The organism is Pseudomonadota bacterium (assembly GCA_026390555.1).
In the GTDB taxonomy this organism is placed as follows: domain Bacteria; phylum Bdellovibrionota_C; class UBA2361; order UBA2361; family OMII01; genus OMII01.
This window is the reverse complement of sequence record JAPLFS010000093.1, coordinates 1-5359: the sequence shown is the minus strand read 5'-3', so window position 1 is coordinate 5359 and position 5359 is coordinate 1. Positions and strand designations below refer to the sequence as shown.

The 5359-nt window shown below is 49.7% G+C and carries 3 protein-coding genes; 2 read left to right on the top strand and 1 reads right to left on the bottom strand.

The window, feature by feature from the left end; all coding sequences use genetic code 11:
• Positions 1-1017, top strand: a 1017-nt coding sequence (locus NTV65_11595; protein MCX6115839.1) for a hypothetical protein, incomplete at its 5' end; no start/stop codon positions are given.
• Between the two features lie 37 nt (positions 1018-1054).
• Here NTV65_11595 and NTV65_11590 read toward each other — a convergent pair.
• Positions 1055-3289, bottom strand: coding sequence for a helicase-related protein (locus tag NTV65_11590; GenBank protein MCX6115838.1), 2235 nt, complete (start codon positions 3287-3289; stop codon positions 1055-1057).
• A 352-nt stretch (positions 3290-3641) separates the two neighbouring features.
• On the opposite strand from NTV65_11590, the gene NTV65_11585 reads away from it, so the two are divergent.
• Positions 3642-5359 (top strand): ABC-F family ATP-binding cassette domain-containing protein (locus NTV65_11585; GenBank protein ID MCX6115837.1); only part of this gene is annotated, 1718 nt, incomplete at its 3' end.

Sequence of the window (5359 nt, the reverse complement as noted above, 5' to 3'; positions counted from 1 at the left end):
CTCTGTATCGCTAACTGTGTTAGTATTAGCTCGCATACTGGAGTTACTCGGTGTAACGAAAGCCAGGATATTACCGATTTCATCAGTTGGTATAGTGGTAGCCCTGGTTTGCATGGTGCCTACTTACTCTTACTCTCTGCGCCGCAGAGCTTTGCATTCTTACTTCATCACCTGGTTGCTCTCGGTGTGCAAAGGGGGCCCTTTTACTATGGCATATTGCCGCGGCTCAGGGACGAGCAATCAGATCTTGCAATCTATATCGCGGGTGCAATCATTATACTCTTTGTCGTTCTGTTCTCCTGGTTAAGTGTACGCGCAGTTGGTCTTTGGGTTAGAGGTGGCTGGCGCAACGTGGGAGAGGCTCGATTCTCTTCCATCCTCTCGCTGGCATTGGGTATAACTCTACTAGGCGTGCTAATTTCGCAACCTAATCCATTTATATATCGACTCTCTTTTGTAATCCCTATTACGTATCTGCTGGTCGGGTTCCTGCTCTTTCCAGCTTATTATAGATGCCAAGCTCTGTTTTGCGAACGAGCTGTAAGGGTTTTAGCAACGCTATCGCTAGCAGGTTTCGTAGTGGTGGTTGTGACATATGCTCCAACGCTTCTTGCCCAGATGGGGAGCGTTGTAGTTCCTCGGCAGGAGAACTCAACAAACCACCTAGCTAAGATGAATAATAACGACCTGCAGCTAGCTATGCGTGAGTGTGGAATTGTTAATGCAGCAGCGAGTAGGCGGGTCGTGGTAGATGAGCATACCTACTGGCATGTTAGAAATAGCTCTGAACCGGCCTTCTACGGAGCTCTGCTACTTGAGAATAAGCTTAGGCTAGAGCGCGACCCATTAAGTCGTTGGTTGGTTGAGATCGGAGCTAGCGCGCTTCTGGTTCACTGTGATGGTGCTGTCCCACCGCTCTTGAGCGTTCCATTACGACGGGTTGGTGATGTGTGTTGCTTGCGAAGGAGTGATATCGAACAATTTACGCCGATATTACCCGCCAAAGCTACTCTCTAGGTTAATGACCAAGGATGAAGAGCTATTGCAACCTGCGTTATTGTCTCCTGTACGAGGGAGTCCTATGAAAATTAGTTTTTCGGTGAGAGGCAGGCTCTGAGTTGACAGCCTCTCGTACCTCGGGCATCTGTGGAGGAACGTTATTCTCGAGCCACTTCTTATCTACAGCGGTAGCCATTAAGATTAATTCCAGGGTAGATTTGATGCCACTAGCTCTCTTAACCTCAAGGTTTAAAGCAGAGCCAACTATGTAGCTCGCATCATTAACGATCGAGTCCTTCGATAGCATGCGGGTACCTTGACCAGCGAGACCCTTATAGTAACGATCTCCGTTAATGGCATCCTTATGGCTGAAACGGTAAAGGGAGTCTATCATGCCGCTCCATATGCACCTACGAAGCTCCAACATCTCTTCGGGGGACAGTTTCTCTTCCATGGAGGGATCCGTATCGATACGGAGTCGAGACCTTAAGGAGTTGCGAGTATCAAGTGCCCGCATAAAGTTAACTTCGCGAATGCCGAAGTCTGCCAACTCTCCTGGCTTAAGCTTCATCGATAAGGCGTTCTGGAACACCTCCATATGTGCAATTGTGTCAGAGTTGGTATTAGAGGATCGGAGCCGCTGCCATAGGCGCGCATCATCTGTGAGGATCCCCTGAGACTCAGTAATGGCTGCAATATCGATAGCTGCTAGTAGCACCCCAGGGTATTGAATACGGAGCGCATAGGCCTTGGCAAGTACCTTCCCCATATGAACTTCGACAGGAAACTTAGCAGCGATTTTACCGGTGTCCGTAATGTGGCCCTGTGGACCGATCAGATCGAGATGGTAGAGCGTTCGTTGCGCATCTTTAAGTTGCGACTCAGAGGCCTTGTGAATGAAATTGATATTTAGTCGGGATAAGTCGAGCCGCGCTGCAATGAACCGAAGCATCATGGTCTCTAGAGGAACGTTCTGAATCTCTGGTGGCATATGAGGGCGCAACTGCTCATTCGGATTAAGCCTTAAAATAGCGGTGCCGTCCGCATCTATCCGGCCTACTCGCCCCATGCACTGAGCCACCTCTGATTTGGTTATGGTCCGATAGGCGAGCGTCTGTATCCCATTTAATACCGTCATGCTCTTAACTTCGTTGGTAACGATGACTGTATTAATCGCTTTAGGATAGGTAAGGCCCGTACCTCCGACATTAGTTGATAGCACCGCTGTGCGTGAACCCGGCTCATGGTTGTTAAAAGCCAGCTGTTGAGTCCGCAGAGGGAGTTGGGCATGCAAGGGGATGCAGTTAATGGTTGGATCGGAGTGCGCTAACTTTTCGGTCAGATCTTGGATCTCTCTTTTGCCCGGGAGAAAGACAAGGGGCGTTTCCCCGCGGTTAATGGCATCGATAATATCGCTCTCTAGAGAGTCATTTGGCGTAGTAATATTGACCTTTCTGTGGCGCTCCTGCGCCTGAATCGTAGGAGCTCCGCCAAAGTAGGAGCTAAACTCAGTGGCATTGATGGTTGCCGACATGAGGATCACCTTGATCTGATTGCCCTGATCAATCTGTTGGCGTAATAAACATAGTAGCGGGGGCAGATCCGCTTGATTCTCATGGGCTTCATCGATCATCACTATGCTTCCTGCGGGAATCCCCTGGTTGAGCAGTCGTTGCAGAAGGTAGCCATGGGTCTCATATACTATCGCGGTATCATCAGAATACCTGCTAGCACGCGAGTTTCTAAATCCTATCTTTTCGCCAAGTTCGCAACCCTCAAGTTGCGAGACATATTTTGCAATCTGAACGGTTTGAATAACCCGTGGAACGGAGCATACGACCTGTGGTCGGGCGTTATCCGGCAGTGAGCCAGCAGGGAATATATTTGATAGCTCCTTCTCTACCGTGCGTGGTAGCCAGGTGGTTTTACCAGAGCTTGTTGGAGCTGAGATCACTACGGCAGAGGAGAGATGCAGAGCTCGCATGATCTGATCGCGATAGGGCACCAACGTTAGGTGCTCTGTGTTTTCAACCGGCTGGGACGCATGCTTAGATTCTGGCGTGGCTACTTGTGCTGTTTTAGGTTGTGGTGCTCTGCGAAAGAGGGATGTAAAGAAGATAGGAGCTTGTAGGGCTGACAGCACTTTATTGGCGCTCTGGGCCCCGTAAGCGTTTTTATGGTGCTTATGGGACGGGGGCTCAGTTTCTATGGGGCGACTGTCTATAGAGGGTTGCTGCTTTAACTGGTGCTGTCGTCGGGAACGATCCCCGGGACTGTACATATTACCCATGGCTAACATCCTAAGATAACAGGCTTTAATACCAATCTACTTAACCCAACCTGAACCAACAAGTGTTCGAGTAACCTTGTATCGGAGCTGCAAAGATAAAACAAGCAGATACTTAAAGCTGGTGCGTAATTTAACAATAAACTCGAAGATCTAAATCTTTAAAGTGCGCCGCTTTCGAGTGGCTACTAAGTACAAATTGCAACTCAAGATAGCCAGTACTTATGTGCAGACCCCTTGGAGTAAACTGATCCTAATGCGCCTAACCTGATCGAAATAAGCGATCCAAATACACGATCAAATCGTTGCCCTCCCTCTCGACTTCCTAAATGTGGTCGGTAATTATAGTTGCAATATGTTGCAGGTTAGTAATTTAGAAAAACATTATGGAGCGCGGGTGCTCTTCTCAGAGGCCACGCTTACCATCTCGCCGGGCGAACGGGTGGCTCTTTTCGGTAGGAACGGCTCCGGTAAGTCCACCCTGCTCAAGATTATCGCTGGAGAGGAAGCTGCTGATGACGGGGATGTAAGCGTTCCGAGGGGCTACATCATCGGCTACCTTAAGCAGCACCTCTCGTTCTCAGAGCCAACGGTGTTGGCAGAGGCCTGCTTGGCCATAGCTGGTGACCCGATAGCAGAACAGTATAAAGCTGAGATTATTCTTGCTGGGCTTGGATTCTCAGAGGCTGAGTTGGAGCTCTCTCCATCTGCGTTATCCGGAGGCTTTCAGATCCGTATAAACCTGGCGAAGCTAATCTTATCCGAGCCAAACATGTTGCTGCTCGATGAGCCAACCAATTACCTAGACATCGTGTCGATGCGTTGGTTGGAGCGTTATCTGCAACAATGGCCAGGGGAGATGATCGTAATCTCGCATGATCGCTGCTTCTGTGATGAGGTTAGTACACATAGCGCACTGCTCTATCGCAACGGATTCAGAAAGATTGAGGGTGGTTCGCAAAAGCTCTTTGAACGCATCTCTGAGGATGAGGAGCTATATGAGCGCACCCGACAGAATCGAGAGAAAGAGATTAAGCACATGGAGTCCTTTATTAACCGCTTTAAGGCGCAGGCGAGTAAAGCCAGCCTTGTGCAGTCGCGCGTTAAAGCGCTAGCACGTGTTGAGCGGCTAGAACAGGCGCAGAGCGACTCTACTCTTGACTTCTCCTTTGTTCACAAACCATTCCCAGGTAGATTTCCGGTCGAGGTCAAGGAGCTTTCGTTCGGCTTCGACGGCATTGCTCGACCACTAGTTAATGGGTTGGAGTTTTCGCTCAAGAAAGATGATCGGATCGGAGTAATCGGTAAGAACGGTCGGGGTAAGTCAACGCTCCTCAAGTTATTGGCCGGAGAGCTCGCGCCTAACTCTGGAGAGATCGTCCTGAGCCCGAACACTAACATCTCGTTCTTTGCGCAGACCAATACTAATCGTCTCAACCTCTCCAACACCGTCGAGATGGAGGTCCAACAGGTTAATGAAAAGCTCGGACGAACGGCGGTCAGGGCTATCTGTGGTTGTATGATGTTTGAGGGCGATGATGCGCTCAAGAAGATCTCGGTCCTTTCGGGAGGGGAGCGTAGTCGAGTGTTGCTTGGCAAGATCCTTGCGACCCCAAGCAATGTATTGTTGCTAGATGAGCCAACAAATCACTTAGACGTTGAATCGGTGCTGGCTTTGACCGAGGCGCTTGAGGAGTTTGAGGGGGCTGTTGTTATAGTGACCCATAGTGAGGAGATCCTGCGTCGGATAGCTAGCCGCCTTATTATATTTCAGGGGGATGCTCCGTTCGTATTTGAGGGTACTTACGATGAGTTCCTTGATAGTATCGGATGGGAGGAGGAGGATACCGGAGATCGCCGCTCGGCGCGCAAGAAAAACAAGCCCTCTGCCGCTAAGGGACGCGATCCAAAACGCGAAAAAGCAGAGCTGTTGCAGGATCGCTCAAAGGAGCTTGCCCCTCTAAAAGAGGGCGTTGCAGCGCTCGAAAAGAGCATCTCAACTCTTGAACGTTCGATTATTACGGCTCAGGAGCAACTTGCAAGGGCTTCAAATAATGGGGATGCTGGGGAGAT

What these genes read in the sequence shown, in the direction of transcription:
- NTV65_11590 (MCX6115838.1), bottom strand. Translation starts at nt 3,289, where the DNA reads ATGGGTAATATGTACAGTCCCGGGGATCGTTCCCGACGACAGCACCAG.